Annotated in this window: 16 protein-coding genes; 10 read left to right on the plus strand and 6 right to left on the minus strand. The window is 62.1% G+C overall.

All coding sequences use genetic code 11. The features are described 5' to 3' along the window. Positions 1 to 5: 5 nt before the first annotated feature. Positions 6 to 917: a UDP-3-O-acyl-N-acetylglucosamine deacetylase gene (lpxC, locus tag IFT44_RS05730; RefSeq protein ID WP_043186858.1), complete on the plus strand. Its 912-nt coding sequence runs from the start codon at positions 6 to 8 to the stop codon at positions 915 to 917. A gap of 96 nt (positions 918 to 1,013) precedes the next feature. On the opposite strand, the gene IFT44_RS05735 is transcribed toward lpxC, so the two are convergent. Beyond that, positions 1,014 to 1,469 (minus strand): DUF721 domain-containing protein, encoded by a 456-nt coding sequence (locus IFT44_RS05735; RefSeq protein WP_122479460.1) that lies wholly within the window; start codon positions 1,467 to 1,469, stop codon positions 1,014 to 1,016. Positions 1,470 to 1,777: 308 nt separating this feature from the next. On the opposite strand from IFT44_RS05735, the gene secA reads away from it, so the two are divergent. The 3 genes from secA (at position 1,778) to IFT44_RS05750 (ending at position 6,975) form a co-directional block, all read left to right on the plus strand. Continuing rightward, entirely contained in the window at positions 1,778 to 4,519 is a 2,742-nt protein-coding gene (gene secA / locus IFT44_RS05740) for a preprotein translocase subunit SecA (RefSeq protein ID WP_192175564.1), read from the plus strand. Between the two features lie 226 nt (positions 4,520 to 4,745). Further along, positions 4,746 to 5,963 (plus strand): bifunctional glutamate N-acetyltransferase/amino-acid acetyltransferase ArgJ, encoded by a 1,218-nt coding sequence (gene argJ / locus IFT44_RS05745; RefSeq protein WP_185794028.1) that lies wholly within the window; start codon positions 4,746 to 4,748, stop codon positions 5,961 to 5,963. A 67-nt stretch (positions 5,964 to 6,030) separates the two neighbouring features. Then, complete coding sequence (locus IFT44_RS05750) at positions 6,031 to 6,975, plus strand: Nudix family hydrolase (RefSeq protein WP_185794027.1); 945 nt, start codon at positions 6,031 to 6,033, stop codon at positions 6,973 to 6,975. Between the two features lie 98 nt (positions 6,976 to 7,073). Here the strand turns inward: IFT44_RS05750 and IFT44_RS05755 are convergent, their stop codons facing one another. The 3 genes from IFT44_RS05755 to IFT44_RS05765 all read right to left on the minus strand — a co-directional run bounded on the left by IFT44_RS05755 (position 7,074) and on the right by IFT44_RS05765 (position 10,903). Further along, entirely contained in the window at positions 7,074 to 7,634 is a 561-nt protein-coding gene (locus IFT44_RS05755) for a cob(I)yrinic acid a,c-diamide adenosyltransferase (protein WP_192137001.1), read from the minus strand. A 2-nt stretch (positions 7,635 to 7,636) separates the two neighbouring features. After that, a complete protein-coding gene (locus IFT44_RS05760; protein WP_185794025.1) occupies positions 7,637 to 9,652 on the minus strand; it encodes an ATP-binding protein in 2,016 nt (671 codons plus the stop codon). A 273-nt stretch (positions 9,653 to 9,925) separates the two neighbouring features. Beyond that, the gene (locus IFT44_RS05765) at positions 9,926 to 10,903 is read right to left on the minus strand and encodes a putative 2-dehydropantoate 2-reductase (RefSeq protein WP_192175565.1); all 978 of its coding nucleotides are present in this window, start codon (positions 10,901 to 10,903) and stop codon (positions 9,926 to 9,928) included. Between the two features lie 157 nt (positions 10,904 to 11,060). Here IFT44_RS05765 and IFT44_RS05770 point away from each other — a divergent pair, with 157 nt between their 5' ends. Together IFT44_RS05770 and IFT44_RS05775 are read left to right on the plus strand one after the other, a co-directional pair. After that, positions 11,061 to 11,540, plus strand: a complete 480-nt coding sequence (locus IFT44_RS05770) for a YajQ family cyclic di-GMP-binding protein (protein ID WP_192057661.1) — start codon at positions 11,061 to 11,063, stop codon at positions 11,538 to 11,540. A 199-nt stretch (positions 11,541 to 11,739) separates the two neighbouring features. Further along, positions 11,740 to 12,582 (plus strand): mechanosensitive ion channel family protein, encoded by an 843-nt coding sequence (locus tag IFT44_RS05775; RefSeq protein WP_122479452.1) that lies wholly within the window; start codon positions 11,740 to 11,742, stop codon positions 12,580 to 12,582. 54 nt (positions 12,583 to 12,636) lie between these two features. Here IFT44_RS05775 and IFT44_RS05780 read toward each other — a convergent pair whose 3' ends face one another. Further along, positions 12,637 to 14,175 (minus strand): AmpG family muropeptide MFS transporter, encoded by a 1,539-nt coding sequence (locus IFT44_RS05780; protein ID WP_122479451.1) that lies wholly within the window; start codon positions 14,173 to 14,175, stop codon positions 12,637 to 12,639. Between the two features lie 41 nt (positions 14,176 to 14,216). Next, entirely contained in the window at positions 14,217 to 14,585 is a 369-nt protein-coding gene (locus IFT44_RS05785) for an MGMT family protein (protein WP_122479450.1), read from the minus strand. An 81-nt stretch (positions 14,586 to 14,666) separates the two neighbouring features. Between IFT44_RS05785 and IFT44_RS05790 the strand changes: the two genes are divergently transcribed. The 4 genes from IFT44_RS05790 to groL all read left to right on the plus strand — a co-directional run bounded on the left by IFT44_RS05790 (position 14,667) and on the right by groL (position 18,555). Continuing rightward, on the plus strand, positions 14,667 to 15,674 hold the full coding sequence (locus IFT44_RS05790) for a DUF481 domain-containing protein (RefSeq protein WP_185794023.1): 1,008 nt from the start codon (positions 14,667 to 14,669) through the stop codon (positions 15,672 to 15,674). A 155-nt stretch (positions 15,675 to 15,829) separates the two neighbouring features. Then, positions 15,830 to 16,321, plus strand: a complete 492-nt coding sequence (locus IFT44_RS05795) for an FxsA family protein (protein WP_122479448.1) — start codon at positions 15,830 to 15,832, stop codon at positions 16,319 to 16,321. Positions 16,322 to 16,569: 248 nt separating this feature from the next. Beyond that, positions 16,570 to 16,863 (plus strand): co-chaperone GroES, encoded by a 294-nt coding sequence (locus IFT44_RS05800; protein ID WP_192057660.1) that lies wholly within the window; start codon positions 16,570 to 16,572, stop codon positions 16,861 to 16,863. A gap of 45 nt (positions 16,864 to 16,908) precedes the next feature. Then, positions 16,909 to 18,555: a chaperonin GroEL gene (gene groL, locus IFT44_RS05805; protein ID WP_122479446.1), complete on the plus strand. Its 1,647-nt coding sequence runs from the start codon at positions 16,909 to 16,911 to the stop codon at positions 18,553 to 18,555. Positions 18,556 to 18,629 lie beyond the last annotated feature (74 nt).

An 18,629-nucleotide genomic window follows, 5' to 3' on the forward strand; every position in this document is an offset into this window, starting at 1 on the left:
ATGCCATGATTAAACAACGCACCCTGAAGAATATTATCCGTGCCACAGGCGTCGGTCTGCACTCCGGTGAGAAGGTCTACCTGACTTTGAAGCCTGCGCCCGTGGATACCGGCATCGTGTTCTGCCGTGTCGACCTTGACCCGGTCGTGCAGATTCCTGCACGCGCCCACAATGTCGGCGCCACCACGATGTCCACCACTTTGGTCAATGGCGATGTCAAGGTCGATACCGTAGAGCATCTACTGTCGGCCATGGCGGGCCTGGGAATCGATAACGCCTACGTCGAGCTCTCCGCGTCCGAAGTGCCGATCATGGATGGCAGCGCCGGACCCTTCGTATTCCTGATTCAATCGGCTGGCCTGGAAGAACAGGACGCGCCGAAGAAATTCATCCGCATCCTGCGTGAAGTGACAGTGACGGAGGGCGACAAGCGCGCCACTTTCCTGCCTTTCGAAGGTTTCAAGGTGAGCTTCGAGATAGATTTCGATCATCCTGTCTTCAAGGACCGCACCCAGAGTGCCAGTGTCGACTTCTCCAGCACGTCCTTCGTGAAGGAAGTCAGTCGCGCCCGCACCTTTGGTTTCATGAGCGACCTTGAGTACCTGCGCAAGCACAATCGTGCACTGGGCGGCAGCGTCGAGAACGCTATCGTGGTGGACGAGGCAGGCGTCATGAACGAGGACGGTCTTCGCTACGAAGACGAGTTCGTCAAGCACAAGATCCTCGATGCAATCGGCGATCTCTATCAGCTGGGTAACAGCCTGATTGGCGAATTCCGTGGCTACAAGTCGGGCCACGCACTGAACAACCAGCTTCTGCGTCGTCTGCTCGAGCAGGACGATGCGTGGGAAGTGGTCACGTTCGAAGATGCCAGTACGGTACCGATCTCCTACATGCGGCCAGCTGCGTTGGGTTGATACAACCTCTCTTTTCTGGTTACACATTTATAGGCCACCCATTGGGTGGCTTTTTTTTGCGTGGCGTTCAGGGTACCCAGGGCATTGCCGGCGGGTTCAGCGCACGCGTTTGGCGTGGGCTGCCAGGCGCTCCAGCGCGGCGCGCAGATTCGGATCGCTGATGCCGTCGGCGGTGGCCTGAATGTTCTCGCCCGCGCCGATGGACAGATCGATGCTGCGCTCTCCGGCCTTGCTCTGCACCGTGGGCGGCTGCACCTTGAACAGGATACGGGTCAGGCTGCCGAATTCCTCCAGGGCCTGCAGGTCGCGCTGCAGTCGCTTTTGCTGATAGCGCAGGCGCGTGGCCCAGTGGCCGTCGGTGACGATCAGCAACAGGCTGCCTTCGCGCCACGAGGCAACGTAGCAATGCTCGCGCGCCGCAGGCTGCAGCTGGCTCTCGAGCAGGCGCTGCAGGTGCGACAGGCGCTGGGCATGGCTGAACAAGGCCTTGAGCGGCTTGGCTTCGCGCAGCAGCACCGCTGGAGCCCGGGCGGGCAGGGGCCGAAAGACCATGGAGATACACCTGAGGTTACAGAGTCGGCATGTTAACAGAATCCCTTGTCGTCACCGTTTTACGTGGGTACACCGGCGGGCCTGTGAACGTTCGAATAGATGACATCTGCACCCTGCGGGTTGAAGTTGTCGAAAAAGCCCTTATTGTAAAACCGCCCCGTCACAACGCTGTGCCAGCATCGTGGACATCGCGCCACTTTCCTCTCCATCGTTTCCGGGTAGAATGCTCGTTCGCATGCGGCCATGAGGGCTGCACGGGCGACTCACGGGGCCGCCCTCCATCCCTATGTGTGGAAGATCCTGCCAATATGTTTGCGCCTTTGTTAAAGAAACTTTTTGGAAGCAAGAACGAGCGTGAAGTACGACGCATGCTCAAGACGGTACAAGCCGTCAATGCCTTCGAAGAGCAGATGGTGGCCCTTTCGGACGAGCAGCTGCGCGCCAAGACCGCAGAGTTCAAGGCCCGCCTGGCAAAAGGCGAGACCCTCGACCAACTGCTGCCCGAAGCCTTCGCCGTGTGCCGCGAAGCCGGCAAGCGCGTCATGGGCATGCGGCACTTCGATGTCCAGCTGATCGGCGGCCTCACCCTGCACGAAGGCATGATCGCCGAAATGCGTACAGGTGAAGGCAAGACCCTGGTGGCGACCCTGGGCGTTTACCTCAATGCGCTGTCCGGCAAGGGCGTGCATGTGGTCACGGTCAACGACTACCTGGCCCGTCGCGACGCCAACTGGATGCGTCCGCTGTACGAGTACCTGGGCCTGACCGTGGGCGTGGTCACGCCGTTCGCGCCGCCGGACGAGAAGCGTCTGGCCTACGCCGCCGACATCACCTACGGCACCAACAACGAATTCGGTTTCGACTATCTGCGCGACAACATGGCGTTCAGCATGGAAGAGAAATTCCAGCGCGAGCTGAATTTCGCCGTGATCGACGAAGTCGACTCCATCCTCATCGACGAAGCCCGCACGCCGCTGATCATTTCCGGTCAGGCCGAGGACAGCTCCAAGCTGTACACCGAAATCAACCGCCTGATTCCGCAACTCGAGCAGCACATCGAGGAAGTGGAAGGCCAGGTCACCAAGGAAGGCCACTACAGCATCGACGAGAAGACCCGCCAGGTCGAACTCAACGAAGCCGGCCACCAGTACATCGAGGAAATGCTCACCCGCGCCGGTCTGCTGGCCGAGGGCGAGAGCCTTTATTCGGCGCACAACCTGGGCCTGCTGACCCACGTGTATGCCGGCCTGCGTGCGCACAAGCTGTTCAACCGCAACGTCGAGTACATTGTCCAGGACGGCCAGATCCTGCTGGTCGACGAGCACACCGGTCGTACCATGCCGGGCCGTCGCCTGTCCGAGGGCCTGCACCAGGCCATCGAGGCCAAGGAAAACCTGAACATCCAGGCCGAGAGCCAGACGCTCGCCTCGACCACGTTCCAGAACTACTTCCGCCTGTACAACAAACTGTCGGGCATGACCGGTACGGCCGATACCGAGGCGTTCGAATTCGCCCAGATCTATCAGCTCAACGTGATGGTCATTCCGCCGAACAAGCCGCTCGCGCGCAAGGACTTCAACGACTTGGTGTACCTGACTGCGGACGAGAAATACGCCGCCATCGTCACCGACATCAAGGAAAGCATGGCCCAGGGCCGGCCGGTGCTGGTGGGTACTGCCACCATCGAAACCTCCGAGCACATGTCGCGCCTGCTCAAACAGGAAGGCATCGAGCACAAGGTGCTCAACGCCAAGTTCCATGAGAAGGAAGCCGAGATCATCGCGCAGGCCGGTCGTCCGGGTGCGCTGACCATTGCCACCAACATGGCCGGCCGTGGTACCGACATTCTTCTGGGCGGCAACTGGGAGGTCGAAGTGGCTTCCCTCGAGGACCCGTCGCCGGAGCAGATTGCCCAGATCAAGGCCGACTGGCAGAAGCGTCACCAGCAGGTGCTCGAATCCGGTGGCCTGCATGTGATCGCCTCCGAGCGTCACGAATCACGCCGTATCGACAATCAGTTGCGTGGCCGTGCCGGTCGCCAGGGTGATGCCGGTTCCAGCCGCTTCTACCTGTCGCTGGAAGACAGCCTGATGCGCATCTTCGCGTCCGACCGGGTGAAGAACTTCATGAAGGCGCTGGGCATGCAGTCCGGTGAAGCCATCGAACATCGCATGGTGACCAACGCCATCGAAAAGGCCCAGCGCAAGGTCGAAGGCCGCAACTTCGACATCCGCAAGCAATTGCTCGAATTCGACGACGTCGCCAACGAGCAGCGCAAGGTCATCTACCACATGCGCAACAGTCTGCTGGCGTCCGACAACGTCGGTGACACCATTGCCGACTTCCGCCAGGAAGTGCTGGGCCAGCTGTTCGCCCAGCACATTCCGCCACAGTCGCTGCCCGAGCAGTGGGACGTGGCCGGTCTGGAAGCGGCGCTGCAGACCGATTTCGGTGTGAGCCTGCCGATCCAGCAGTGGCTGGACGCCGACGACAAGCTCTACGAAGAAACGCTGCGCGAGAAAGTCATGGCCGAGCTGCTGGCGGCCTACACCGAGAAGGAAGACCAGGCCAGCGCCGATGCGTTGCGCACCTTCGAGAAGCAGATCCTGCTGCGCGTGCTCGACGACCTGTGGAAAGATCACCTGTCGACCATGGACCACCTGCGTCACGGTATCCACCTGCGCGGCTACGCCCAGAAGAACCCGAAGCAGGAATACAAGCGCGAGTCGTTCAGCCTGTTCCAGGAGCTGCTGGATTCGATCAAGCGCGACACCATCCGTGTGCTTTCCCACGTTCAGGTGCGCCGCGAAGATCCGGTCGAGGAAGAAGCTCGTCTGCGTCGCGATGCCGAAGAGCTGGCTGCGCGCATGCAGTTCGAACACGCTCCTGCACCAGGCCTGGATCAGCCCGAAGCCTTGGCGGAGGACGCCGAAGTGATTGCCGCCACGGTGTCGGAGCCGGTGCGCAATGACCAGAAACTGGGCCGCAACGAGCTGTGCTGGTGTGGTTCAGGCAAGAAGTTCAAGCATTGCCACGGCAAGATCGACTGATCGCCGCACATTGCTGCAAGCAGTAGCACGCCGCGACTGACGCCGGCTCCCCGTAGGAGCGGTCAGTGGCCGCGAAAAGTACGACACGGTCTGGCAGGTATACCGCGTCGTCTGTTTCGCGGCCGCTGACCGCTCCTGCGGTGGATTTCGGTGATCCGATCGCGGCGTTCGTCCATTCAATGGCGGCGTCGACGCTACGCCGTACAGTCTTCAAAGGAGTGCTCACATGGCTGTTGGTCTTGGTCCACTGCCCACGCTGCATGCGGTTCCCGGTTTCGAGCTGGGCATCTCCAGCGCCGGCATCAAACGCCCCGGCCGCAAGGACGTGGTGGTCATGCGCTGCGCCGAGGGTTCCAGCGTCGCTGGCGTGTTCACCCTGAATGCGTTCTGTGCGGCACCGGTCATCGTCTCCCGGCAGCGCGTGGGCGGCGCTGTGCGTTACCTGCTGACCAACACCGGCAATGCCAACGCCGGTACCGGTGAGCCCGGCCTGGCTGCCGCCGAGCGCACCACGGCGCGGCTCGCCGAATTGGCCGGGGTGGACGCCAGCGCCGTGCTGCCGTTTTCCACCGGAGTGATCGGCGAGCCTCTGCCCGTGGAGAAGATCGAAGGGGCCCTGCAGGCCGCTCTCGACGACCTGTCGGTGGACAACTGGGCCGCCGCGGCCACTGGCATCATGACCACCGATACCCTGCCCAAAGGCGCCAGCCGCCAGTTCCAGCACGACGGCGTGACGGTCACCGTGACCGGGATCAGCAAGGGTGCGGGCATGATCCGGCCAAACATGGCGACCATGCTTGGCTACATTGCCACCGACGCCAAGGTCGCGCCCCACGTACTGCAGGATCTGCTGCGCGACGGCGCCAACAAGTCGTTCAACCGCATCACCATCGACGGCGACACGTCGACCAACGACTGCTGCATGCTGGTGGCTACCGGGCAGGCGGCATTGCCGGAGGTCGGCGAGGCCAGCGGCCCGTTGTTCGCGGCGCTGAAGCAGGCGGTCTTCGAAGTGTGCATGGAAGTGGCCCAGGCCATCGTGCGCGACGGTGAAGGGGCAACCAAGTTCGTCACCGTCCAGGTCAACGGCGGCAGCAACCACCAGGAATGCCTGGATGTGGCCTACACCGTGGCTCACTCGCCGCTGATCAAAACCGCCTTGTTCGCCTCCGATCCGAACTGGGGGCGCATCCTGGCGGCCGTCGGCCGTGCAGGCGTGCCGGAACTGGATGTCAGCAAGATCGATGTGTTCCTGGGCGAGGTGTGCATCGCCAGTCGTGGCGCGCGTGCGGCCACCTATACCGAGGAGCAGGGTTCGGCGGTGATGGCGCAGGCAGAAATCGGCATTCGTATCGAGCTGGGCCGCGGCGATTGCAGCGAGACCATCTGGACCACCGACCTGTCCCATGAATATGTGAAGATCAACGCCGAATACCGTACCTGACGGTCAGGCCCGGGTGTGCTCCATGGTGCACCTGGGCGTTGGTAGCTCAGTGCGGCCTGGAGAATGCGTGAAACGAGTGCATGTAGCCGCCGCGGTGATCCGTGGCGCAGATAACCGTATCCTGATTGCCCGCCGTGCCGATGCCCAGCACCAGGGCGGTTTATGGGAGTTTCCCGGCGGCAAGGTCGAGGCCGGCGAGACGGTGCAGACGGCGCTCGCGCGGGAGCTGCGCGAAGAACTGGGGATCGAGGTCGGCCAGGCGCGGCCATTGATCAAGGTGCATCACGACTATGCCGACAAGCAGGTGCTGCTGGATGTCTGGGAAGTGACCGAGTTCACTGGCCAGCCGCACGGCGTCGAAGGTCAACCCGTGGCGTGGGTCAAGGCCCGCGAGTTGCCGGGCTACGAGTTTCCGGCAGCCAATCGTCCCATCGTCGCGGCAGCGAGCCTGCCCGGTGAATATCTCATCACTCCGGATGGGCTCGATAACCCGACCTTGTTGCGCGGGATGCAGAAGGCGATTGCCGGTGGCATCAAGCTGCTGCAGCTGCGTGCACCCAATGGCTACGATCCGCAGTACCGCGACCTGGCGGTGGATGCAGTGGGGTTGTGCGCCGGCAAGGCCCAGTTGATGCTCAAGGGGCCGCTGGAATGGCTGGGCGATTTCCCTTCGGCCGGTTGGCACCTGACGTCGGCGCAGTTGCGCAAGTACGCCAGCAAGGGCCGGCCGTTTCCTCAGGAGCGTTGGCTGGCGGCCTCTTGTCACGACGCCGAGGAGCTGGCGCTGGCGCGGCAGATGGGAGTGGATTTCATCACCCTGTCGCCGGTGCAACCGACCCTCACGCATCCCGATGCCCAGCCGTTGGGATGGGATCAGGCGCATGGTTTGATCGAGGGTTTCAACCAGCCGGTCTATCTACTGGGCGGGATGGGTCCGCAGGATCAGGCGAAGGCTTGGGAGATCGGCGCGCAGGGCGTCGCAGGCATCCGCGCGTTCTGGCCAACCCTGTAGCCGCCTTGGCTCCTGTAGCAGCAGCGCAGGCCGCGTCAGCTGTCCCTCGAGACCCACTGACCTGACGCGGTACTGGCGACCTGCAGCCTGCGCCACTCTCACGGCTTGGCAGGCTGCCAAAGGATCTCGGCAATAGCCTGGCGTCGAGCGATGATCCGCGCCGCCACGAACAGCAGGTCCGAAAGCCGATTGATGTACGCCAGGCTCACCGCTGACAAAGGCTCCACGGCATTGAGCTGCTGACAGCGACGCTCGGCACTGCGTGCCAGGCTGCGACAGACATGGGCCTGGGCGATCAGCATTGAACCGCCTGGCAGAATGAAATTCTCCAACGCGCCGACTTCGTCGTTCCAGGTATCGATGGCCGTTTCCAGACGCTGCACTTCGCCAGCATCGAGTGCCTGGTACGCGGGCATGGCCAACTCACCACCCAGATCGAACAGCCGATGCTGGCAGGGCGCAAGCACCTCGTACACCTCGTTCAGGCGAGCATCCTCCGTCAGTCCCGCCAGCAGCACGCCCAATTGGCTGTTCAAGGTGTCCACTTCGCCAATAGCCTCGACTCGCGGATGGTCCTTGGGCACCCGACGTCCATCGCCAAGCCCGGTTTCGCCCTGGTCGCCGGTGCGCGTGTAAATCTTCGTCAGGCGAAAGCCCATGCTCATATCTCCGTGGTGGTGAGGGGCAGCGGATTGCCGGCCAACGGCAGGCGCAGGGTGAAGCAGGTGCCCTGGCCAGGGCTGGATTGCACTTCCATCTGGCCCTTGTGGTTGTTGGTGATGATGAAGTAGGACACCGACAGGCCCAGGCCGGTGCCCTGGCCAATCTCCTTGGTGGTGAAGAAGGGCTCGAACGTACGCTTGCGCACGCTTTCGGGCATGCCCACGCCGTTGTCCTCGACCTGGATTTCCGCCCACGGCGGGCTCAGCCGGGTGCGCAGGATGATGCGCCCCGGCTCGTGCTCGTCGTTGCGCTGGTGAATGGCCTGCGCGGCGTTTTTCAGCAGGTTGAGCAGCACTTGCTCCAGCTCGTTGGCAGTGCCCGGTACCGGGCCCAGCGCCGGGTCGAACTGGCGCACGATGTTTTGTCCCTTGAAGTCGAAACCGATCGCCAGGTCGAAGTCGTTGCCGGCGATCTCCACCGCCTGGTCGATCAGGGCGGGCAGGTCGCACGGTGCCATTTCCCGCGTGCTGCGGCGGCTGAAGCTGAGCATGTGGGTGACGATCTTGGCTGCCCGTGCACCGGCCTGCTGAATGCCGTCGAGCAGCTGCGGGATTTCGCGCCCTTGCAGGTAGGCGTTCACTGCTGCCAGATCGACACCGGCATCGCTGGCCTGTTCGAGGTTCTTCGGCAGGTCGGCCGAAAGGCGGCGCCTGACGTTCTGCACGTTGTGCAGGATCGCGCCCAGGGGGTTGTTGATTTCGTGGGCCATGCCGGCGGCCAGCCCCCCCACCGAGAGCATCTTTTCCGACTGCACCATCATCTCTTCCAGGGACAGGCGCTGGGTGATGTCGTCGATGCGAATCACCACGCCGCGGCCGGCACCGCCCATCAGCGGATAGAAGGTCAGCGCGTAATGGTGTGGGGTGTCGTCCTTGACCCAGGTGACCCGCTCGATCTTGGCCACCGTGTGCTGTTCGACCGTGGTCTTGAGCTGCGGCAGGAACGGTTTGAGCGGGGCGAATGCAAGAAAGATCGGTTGATTGAGCGCCTCGTCCAGCGGCGTTCCGGAAAGTGCGCTGGCTTCCTGATTCCATTGGGTGACGTACAGCTGCTCGTCGAGGGCAATGAGTGCCGAAGGCATGGAGTCGATGATGCTGTTGAGGTAGTTCTGAAAGCCGGTGAGTTTCTTCTCGATCTTGCTGCGCACCTGGACTTCGAGTTCGAGCTTGCGGTTGGTGTGGCGAGTTTCTTCGGCCAGCCCCTGGGCCTGGTCGTAGGCGGCCTGGGACTCGTCGCGGGCACGCTTGAGTTGCTGTTCGCGGGCCTCGATGCGTGAAAGCATGGTGTTGAACGCTTCCGCCAGGCTGCCGATCTCGTCGTGGTTGCCGCGGCCGGCGCGCAAGGCGTAGTTTTCTTCGCGGGTGACCTGGCGCGACAGCTCTTCGAGGCGATAGATGGGTTGGGTGATCAAGCGCTTGATCTGCCGGGCGATGATCATCCACAACAGCACGCTGAACACCAGGATGCCCAGGCTGGCAGTCAGCGTGCCGGTGTAGAACGCCACGGGCAGTTCGCTGCTGGCCACCAGCAGCAGATGGCCGGCACTGGGCAGAGGCACCAACTGGGTGCTGCGGAATTCGGTGGAGCGCCAGGCTTCGATGCTGGCGAAGCGGGCCGGCATCTTCAGCCGGTCGCCGTGCTGCAACTGGGCCAGGCGCTCGCCCTGGGCGTCGTAGATGGCGGCGGCGCGCAACGGGGAATAGCTGTTGAGCTCTTCGAGCAGCGCTTCGGCGTCCTGCGGCGAGCGTACCGCCCGCTGCGCAAGGCCAGGGTTGGCCAGCAGTCGGCCGATGGTCTGCAAGGCCTGGGGCGCCATGCTTTCCTGGGAAATCCAGTAGGCGGCACTGATGAACGTGAGGTTGGCGACCAGCAGGACCGTGGTCAACAGCACCAGCAGGGCAGCCAGCAGTTTCTGGCCAACCGGCAGGTTTTCGAGTCTCTGGCGCAAGGGCATTGGCGGGTCGCTTCCACGGCAGGGCAGAGCGCCAGTGTAGCAAACCTGTTTTGCAAATCCCGCGGTTCGCCTGATACACCGCGGCGCCTGTTTCGCGGCCGATGACCGCTCCTACGCAGATCGTGCGTCCCTCCGTAGGAGCGGCCAGTGGCCGCGAAGAGCGCGCTGCGGTATGCCTGATTCACCGCGCGACTGTTTCGCGGCCACGGACCGCTCCTACGGAGATCGTGCGTCCCTCCGTAGGAGCGGTCGGTGGCCGCGAAGGGCGCGGTCTCAGGTCTTGTTCAAGGCCCGCACCAGCCGCGCCTGCAGCGCTTGCAGATGTGGCACCTCGCAGTGCCGCTCCAGCGCGGCTTTGCAGGCGTAGCCCAGCAGATAGTCGATTTCGGTGCGCCGACCCTGGTCGACGTCCTGGTACATCGAAGAGTAATTGGCAGCGGTCGCCTGGATAACCCGTCGTACTTCCTCGTGCAGCCCCTGGGCCGCGTCCACCTGCCCGCACGCGTCCAGCAGCTGTGCCAGCTCGGCGCAAAGGATGGCCACTTCGTCGTGATGGTCCGCCAACGCGCCATTGCGACAGCCGTACAGCACGGTCAGCGGGTTGATCGCGCAGTTGAGCGCCAGCTTGCGCCACAGGCGCGAATGGATACTGGGTGTCCACTGATGAGCGATGCCGGCACGCTTTAGGTCGGCCAGCAAGGCTGCAGGGTGGGTGGGGCAGGCCGGGTCGGCATCGCCCAGCCAGGTAAAGCCCTGCCCGGCGAAAACCGCCTGGAAATCGGCGGCACGGTAGGCGCCTTCGGTGGTCGAGGCATAGATACAGCGCGCCTGCGGCAGCATTTCGGCCACCGCCTGCTGACTGCCCATGCCGTTCTGCAGAAGGATCACTTCGGCGCCGGGTGCCAGCCGCGCGGCGACACTGGCAATGGCCGCTTGCGCATCGTAGGCCTTGCAGGTCAGCAACAGGCGGGTGATCGCGCCCTCGGCGGCCACGTCGGTGGCCGGCAGGCAGTGAACGCTGGCCTCGCCGCTTTCGATCAAGCGCAAGCCACCGGCTGCGCGGTAGGCCTGCAGGCGCGCGGCATTGCGCAATAACAGTTGCACCTGCAAGCCCGCGCGGGCCAGGCGGCACGCCCACAACGTACCCAGGCTGCCTGCGCCCAACACATGCCAGGATCGGGCTGCCGGCGGTTCTGCGACGACCAGCGCTGGTTCGTCGGCGGCCGCATTGCTTGGGGGGAGGTTGCGCATATCAGGCTCGTGTGGAAAGTGATGACCCATGCCTGAATTCAAGCGGTGGGGTGGCATTTCACGATGCCGGCTCCCTTATAATGAGCGGGCATTTCAATCGTCAAGCCAGGCGTGCTCCTTCTTTCAACGAGCCGCCGATCAATTCTGGAGGAAACACATGCCCTCGTTCGACGTAGTGTCCGAGTTGGACAAGCACGAAGTCACCAACGCGGTCGACAACGCCATCAAGGAGCTGGATCGCCGTTACGATCTCAAGGGAAAAGGCAGTTTCGCATTCAAGGAGCTGACGGTCACCCTGACCGCCGAAGCCGAGTACCAGCTGGAAGCCATGATCGAGATTCTCAAGCTGGCACTGGTCAAGCGCAAGATCGACGTGCAATGCCTCGAGGTCAAGGAAGCCTACGCCTCGGGTAAGGAAATGAAGCAGGAAGCGATCCTGCGCGAAGGTATCGAGAAGGAACTGGCGAAGAAGATCGTCGCTCACGTCAAGGACGCCAAGCTCAAGGTGCAGGCTGCCATCCAGGGTGAGCAGGTGCGCATCACCGGCAAGAAACGCGATGACTTGCAGGAGGCAATCGCTGCCCTGCGCGCGAAGGAATTCGGCATGCCGCTGCAGTTCAACAACTTTCGCGATTGATGAAGAACGGCGGGCCGGGCTGAACCTTGCCAGGCGACCGGCGTCGGAGCATCAGTGCGGCCGGAGCCTCTGGCGCCGGGCTTGCCGTGGCCTTTCAGATCGTGGCGCCGGTACGCCCGAGCTGGTCTTTGCCGGTTACCGCACGCTTTTCTTGAACGAAGCTTGAACGAAGCTTGAACGAAGGCGGTAGGAGAACCCCATGGATTTGAACGCGGAAGTCAATCATCTGGTCCAGGCCTCGCAGGCCTGGATTCCGATGGTCATGCAGTACGGCAGCAAGGTGATCCTCGCCTTGGTGGTGCTGTGCGTGGGTTGGTGGTTGATCAACCGAGTCACCGCCAACCTGCAGAAACTGCTGGCCCTGCGTCACATCGATCTGGCGCTGCAGAACTTCATCGGCACGATCGCCAATATCATCCTGAAGATCCTCTTGATGGTCAGCGTGGCCTCGATGATCGGTATCGAGACGACCTCGTTCGTTGCCGCCATCGGTGGTGCGACCCTGGCCATCGGCCTGGCCCTGCAAGGCAGCCTGGCGAACTTCGCCGGCGGCGTGCTGATCCTGCTGTTCCGTCCCTTTCGCATCGGCGACTGGATCGAAGCGCAGGGTGTGAGCGGTACGGTCGACTCCATCCAGATCTTCCATACCGTGTTGCGCACCGGCGATAACCGCACGGTGATCCTGCCCAACGGCAACCTGTCTAACGGCATCATCACCAACACCAACCGTCAGCCCACGCGCAAGATCACCTTCGACATCGGTGTGGACTACGATGCCGACCTGCAGAAAGCTCGCGAGATCCTGCTGGACCTGGCCAAGGACCCACGCGTGTTGCAGACCCCGGCACCCGAGGCCGTCGTGGCGGCCCTGGGCGACAGCTCGATCACCGTGTCCTTGCGGATCTGGGTGAACACTGGCGACTTCGGCGGCGTGACCAACATGCTCAACGGCGAGATCCGCGATCGCCTGCGTGCCGAAGGCATCGACATTCCGTTTCCGCAGCGTGTGATTCGGGTGATGCAGGAAGGCGAAGCCAAGTAGGTTCGCAACGCTTCACGAAAAAGCCCCGGTCATCATGGCCGGGGCTTTTTTTTGTCAGGAGGGTTCTTCGTCAGGCCCGTCGCGCGCGATGCGGGCATTCTCCTGCTTCCAGTGCAGGGCGATCAGCAGCAGGGTCGGCACACCGAGCAGGGCGGTGATGAGGAAGAAATTGTGGTAGCCGAACTTCTCGACCATGACCCCTGAGTAGCCCCCGATCAGGCGCGGCAGGAGGAGCATGATCGAGCTCAGCAGGGCGTATTGGGTCGCCGAGAACTTGAGGTTGGTCAGGCTCGACAGGTAGGCGACGAAGGCCGAAGTGGCGAGCCCGGAGCTGAAGTTGTCCAGCGAGATGGTCAGCACCAGCATCTGCAGATTCGGCCCCATGTCGGCCAGCATCAGGAACAGCAGGTTGGTCCCCGCCGACGTGATGCCACCGATGAACAGAATGGGCAGGATGCCGAAGCGCACGATCAGCAGGCCGCCGAAGCCGGCGCCGAGCAGGGTCATGATCAGGCCGAAGATCTTGCTGACGCTGGCGATCTGGTCCTTGGTGAAGCCTTGGTCGATGTAGAAGACGTTGGCCATGACACCCATCACCGTATCGGACATCCGGTAGGTCGCGATCAGGCCCAGCAGCAGCAATGCCTGCCAGCGGTAGCGCAGGATGAAATCGTTGATCGGTGTGAGCACGGGAGCCAACCCGCGGCGACCGACCGAAGACAGGCACACCGCAGTCAGGATTATGTAGAGCAGCGCACGCAGGAATGCCCGGTCTTCGAGCAGCAGGTCGATCAGGCTCTGGCTGCCGAACAGCACGCTGGCAAAATCGGTGTTGTACAACTGGGTGAACATCGCCGGCACCGACACCAGCAACACGATCAGCACGAACACCGACATCAGTTGGTGGCTGAAGCCGTAGCGCGCTGCGGACAATTGCGTGCGCAGGGCTACCGGGGGTTCGCGCATGATCAGGGTAGTGATCAGTGCCGGTACCATCAGCACACCGAACAGCAGGTACGTGTTGGCCCAGGCCTGGTGCAGATAGGCGAAGCCGGTGGAACCGAAGCCTTCGGCGAAGTACAGCGCACCGGCGGTGGCCAGCAACGCGGCCACGCGATAGCCGGCCATGTAGCTGGCGGCGAGGGCGGCCTGGCGCTGGTCTTCGGCGATTTCCAGGCGGTAGGCGTCTACCGCGATGTCCTGAGTGGCCGAGGCGAACGCGACCACCACAGCAATCGCGATCAACCACGACAGATGCTTCTGCGGGTCGCAGAAACTCATGCCCACCAGGCCGAGGATCACCAGAGCCTGAGCCAGAACCAGCCAGGAACGACGCCGGCCCAGCTTGCCGAGCAGTGGCAGCCGCCACTGGTCGAGCAGCGGCGACCATACCCATTTGAAGGCATAGGCCAGACCGATCAGGCTGGCGTAACCGATGGTTTCACGGGCGACGCCCGCTTCACGCAACCACACCGACAGGGTTGAAAACACCAGCATGTACGGCAGGCCGGCAGCGAAACCGAGCAGCAGAAGCACAACGGTGGAAGGGCTGGCATAAGCGGCGAGCGCGGCGCGCCAGGTTTTACGGGGCATGGGCTGGAATCTGCCTCAGTTTGCGAAACAAAGCGCGCACTCTAACCGCATGCCTGCTCCGGACGCCAGCCATGGCGTGCCATATCCACGCGATTCTTCATGATCAGCACGCCTTCGCCACGCAGGCGTGCGCGTTGTTCGGCCCCGCTGCACGTGCCTGCCGCTAGGCTCAGCCGCCCGCCGGCGGCAACCACACGGTGCCAGGGCAGGCGGGTACCGTCCGGCAGTTGGCTCAGGGTACGTCCGACCCAGCGGGCCGCCCGCCCGAGCATGGCCAGTTCGGCCAACTGTCCATAGGTCACCACTTTGCCCTCCGGTACCTGAGCCAGCACGGTGTACAGCGCAGTGCGGCGAACGGCCGCAGCCTGATCCGGAGTATTTTGCAGTTGAGAATTGAACTCGTCTGTCATCTCGGGGTCTGTCCTTGCTCGGATCTTGTCCTACCGAATAATGCCGCATTTCCTACACTTCAGAGCACCCAGAATCCGCTTATGTTGCCTAGAACCCTGCTGTGCCTTGCCCTGGCTTCCACCTCTTCCGTGACGTTTGCCGATACAGTCTGGTTGAAGAACGGCGACCGTATCTCCGGCAAGATTACCGTGTTCGACGGTGGCAAGCTGATGGTGAAGACTGAATACGGTGGTTCGATTCCTCTGGACTGGAAACAGATCAAGACCATGGAAAGCGACCAGGAACTGCTGGTCAAGCAGGATGACTACATCGGCGAGAAAACCAAGTCGTTCAAGGCCGCCGAAGACGGCAAAGTCATCCTGCAGAACGGTGATGCACCGAAGACCGTCGAGTTGGCCAGCATCCAGCAGATCATCAAGCCCAAGCCGGTGGTCACCGATCTGCAGATCAAGGGCAACGTCGACCTGGGCCTGGACTACAAGCGTGCCGAAACCGATACCGACGACTACAACGTCGCCTTCAAGACTACCGCCAGGCACGGCAAGTGGCGTCATATCGGCTCTGGCGAGTACAACCGCGAGTCCCAGGACAGCATCGTCACGACCGACAATTTCGATCTCGAATACTCCCTTGACCGCTTCCTCACCGATCAGTGGTTCTGGCAGGGCCGGGTTGATTACAAGCGTGACAAGATCGAGGACCTGGAGCGTCAGCGCACCGTGGGTACCGGCCCGGGCTACCAGTTCTGGGACGACGAACTGGGTGCGTTCTCCCTCGGTGGCTTGATCAACCGCACCGACTACCAGTATGCCGACGGCGACAAGGACAACTTCTATTCGCTGGCCATGAAGTGGGACTACAACCGCTACCTGATCGGCAAGACGGTCGAGTTCTTCACCCGCGGCGAACTCGGCAAGCCGATCGGCAACGTCGCCGACTACAGCCTGGATGCCGAAATGGGCCTGCGCTACAAGGTTACCGAATGGGCGTCGTTGAACCTCAAGGCCGAGAAGGACCTGGTCAGCGGCACCAGTGGTGCGGACCTGGACAGTACCCGCTACACCGCCGGTTTCGGTGTCGCCTGGTAACATTGCAATACGCCGACACAAGTCTGCGAGGCCCGGCTGGCGCGGGTTTCGCGGGACTGGCCTAAGCGACTGATGGGTCGCCACCTTGAATTAACGATTTATTGACGTCATCTAGGGTCTACTGGAAGGCATTCTTCCGTAGAGGAAACCATTTGATGCGCGCTTTTCTATTGCTGTTCCTGTTGTTCCCCGTGCTGGAACTGTACGTCTTCTTCAAGGTGAGCACGGCGATCGGGTTCTTTCCCGCGCTGCTGCTCATCATCGCCGGTTCGGCATTGGGTGTGCTGGTCATGCGCGTCGCCGGTCTGGCCACCGTCCTGCGTACCCGAGCCAGCCTGCAGCGCGGCGAGCTGCCTGCCGAGCAGATGTTCAATGGTCTGGTCACCGCCGTCGGCGGCGTACTGCTGATCGTGCCCGGCTTCATCAGCGATCTGCTGGCTGTGCTGTGCCTGCTGCCATTCACCCGGCACTTCCTGATCCGCAAGGTACGCGAGCGTGCCCAGGCGCAAGCCATGCGCCAGCGCGCGTTCGCCGACGACATGCCGCCCCCGGGTGGCCCGGCCCAGGCCTACCGAGCTCACGTCATCGAAGGCGAGGTGATCGAAGGCGAAGTGGTCGGTCGCGACACGTCGCGTCCGGACCGCTGAACACCTGCTGCAACGTGTCAACGGCGCCCTCGGGCGCCGTTTCTTTTGCAGCTTCGCCTGCAAATTTTTTCAGCCCGGCCCTTGTAATCGCTCGCGCCGACCTCATGTATGGGTCACCGCAAGGTTTGTGGCGATTGCGCCACACATGTTCCCGCGTCTTGCGGTGCAAGACGCGACCGGTTACGCCGGAAGATCCACACCGCCGGTACACACCGGCCGATGAAAACCATAATTAGGAGAGATCGACAATGAAGCTTCGTCCTCTGCATGACCGCGTCGTTATCCGTCGCAGCGAAGAAGAGTCCAAAACCGCTGGCGGTATCGTTCTGCCAGGTTCGGCCGCTGAAAAACCCAACCGTGGCGAAATCGTCGCAGTGGGCACCGGCAAGATCCTGGAGAGCGGCGAAGTTCGTGCGCTGGCCGTCAAAGTGGGTGACAAGGTGGTATTCGGCCCTTACTCGGGCAGCAACACCGTCAAGGTCGACGGTGAAGACCTGCTGGTGATGAGCGAGAGCGAGATCCTCGCCGTCGTCGAAGTCTGAAACCACTGAACTCCCGTTACTACCCAGTATTCAAGGAAATCGATCATGGCTGCTAAAGAAGTTAAATTCGGCGACTCCGCCCGCAAGAAAATGCTGACTGGTGTCAACGTCCTGGCAGACGCGGTAAAAGCGACCCTGGGCCCGAAAGGCCGTAACGTGATCATCGAGAAGAGCTTCGGCGCTCCGACCATCACCAAGGACGGCGTTTCCGTTGCCAAGGAAATCGAGCTCGAAGACCGTTTCGAAAACATGGGCGCGCAGCTGGTCAAAGACGTTGCCTCCCGTGCCAACGATGACGCAGGCGACGGCACCACGACCGCTACCGTTCTGGCTCAGGCCATCGTCAACGAAGGCTACAAGGCCGTCGCTGCCGGCATGAACCCGATGGACCTCAAGCGCGGCATCGACAAGGCGACCATCGCCGTTGTTGCCGAGCTGAAAAACCTGTCCAAGCCATGCGCCGATACCAAGGCCATCGCTCAGGTCGGTACCATCTCCGCCAACTCCGACAGCTCCATCGGCGACATCATTGCCGAAGCCATGGAAAAAGTCGGTAAAGAAGGCGTGATCACCGTTGAAGAAGGCAGTGGCCTGGAAAACGAGCTGTCGGTTGTAGAAGGCATGCAGTTCGACCGTGGCTACCTGTCCCCGTACTTCGTCAACAAGCCTGAGACCATGGTCGCCGAGCTGGACAGCCCGCTGATCCTGCTGGTCGACAAGAAAATCTCCAACATCCGTGAAATGCTGCCGGTGCTGGAAGCTGTTGCCAAGGCCGGCCGCCCGCTGTTGATCGTTTCCGAAGACGTCGAAGGCGAAGCCTTGGCGACTCTGGTCGTGAACAACATGCGCGGTATCGTCAAAGTCGCTGCCGTCAAGGCGCCGGGCTTCGGCGATCGTCGCAAGTCCATGCTGCAGGACATCGCCGTACTGACCGGCGGTACCGTTATCTCCGAAGAGATCGGCCTGAGCCTGGAAAGTGCCACCCTGGAAAACCTGGGCAGCGCCAAGCGCGTGACCATTTCCAAGGAAAACACCATCATCGTCGACGGTGCTGGCGTTGAAGGCGACATCCAGTCCCGTATCAACCAGATCCGTGCCCAGGTTGCCGAAACTTCCTCGGACTACGACCGTGAAAAACTGCAGGAACGCCTGGCCAAGCTGTCTGGCGGCGTTGCAGTGATCAAGGTTGGCGCTGGCTCCGAAGTTGAAATGAAAGAGAAGAAAGCCCGCGTTGAAGACGCCCTGCACGCAACCCGCGCAGCCGTCGAAGAAGGCGTGGTACCTGGCGGTGGCGTTGCACTGATCCGTGCTCTGGAAGCGCTGACCAACCTGACCGGCGACAACGCTGATCAGAACGTAGGTATAGCTGTACTGCGTCGCGCAGTCGAAGCACCGCTGCGCCAGATCGCTGCCAACTCCGGCGACGAGCCAAGCGTTGTCGTCAACGAAGTCAAGAACGGCAATGGTAACTACGGTTACAACGCTGCAACTGGCGTCTACGGCGACATGATCGAAATGGGTATCTTGGATCCTACCAAGGTGACCCGTTCGGCCTTGCAGGCTGCAGCTTCCATCGGTGGTCTGATCCTGACCACCGAAGCGGCCATTGCCGACAAGCCGAAAGCCGAAGGCTCGGCTGGCGGCGGCATGCCAGACATGGGCGGCATGGGTGGCATGGGCGGCATGATGTAAGCGAGTCCCGCGCTCTACCTGTCCTCAGGTAAGAAAAACCCCGGCCAGCGATGGCCGGGGTTTTTTTATGCCTG

The organism is Pseudomonas sp. CFBP 13710, assembly GCF_014842235.1.
In the GTDB taxonomy this organism is placed as follows: Bacteria; Pseudomonadota; Gammaproteobacteria; order Pseudomonadales; family Pseudomonadaceae; genus Aquipseudomonas; species Aquipseudomonas baltica.